Here is a 343-nt window from a genome sequence, read left to right on the forward strand (position 1 = left end):
GTTTATTGCGGACGCGTAGCTCAGCTGGATAGAGTACCTGGCTACGAACCAGGCGGTCGCAGGTTCGACTCCTGCCGCGTCCGCCACATTGAAAAAACCAGTCTTATGACTGGTTTTTTTTCGCCCCAACATTTTGTTTTTATCTTTGTGGGGTCGCATCAGAGTGCTCATTATGGGTAACGTGCGTTATCTCTTGAACCAGAGATATAAATAATAGGTTGATTTGAGGACGCGTAGCTCAGCTGGATAGAGTACCTGGCTACGAACCAGGCGGTCGCAGGTTCGACTCCTGCCGCGTCCGCCACTTTTCTTTAAGTGGCTAAATAATAAAGACTAGCAAATA

2 tRNA genes are annotated in these 343 nt (G+C 48.1%); both read left to right on the forward strand.

The window, feature by feature from the left end:
- Window positions 1–9 precede the first annotated feature (9 nt).
- Window positions 10–86 (forward strand) — tRNA-Arg (locus tag H4J59_RS00105).
- A gap of 141 nt (window positions 87–227) precedes the next feature.
- Window positions 228–304 (forward strand) — tRNA-Arg (locus H4J59_RS00110).
- Window positions 305–343: the final 39 nt, after the last annotated feature.

Source organism: Colwellia sp. MB02u-10 (assembly GCF_014077185.1).
Classification (GTDB): domain Bacteria; phylum Pseudomonadota; class Gammaproteobacteria; order Enterobacterales; family Alteromonadaceae; genus Cognaticolwellia.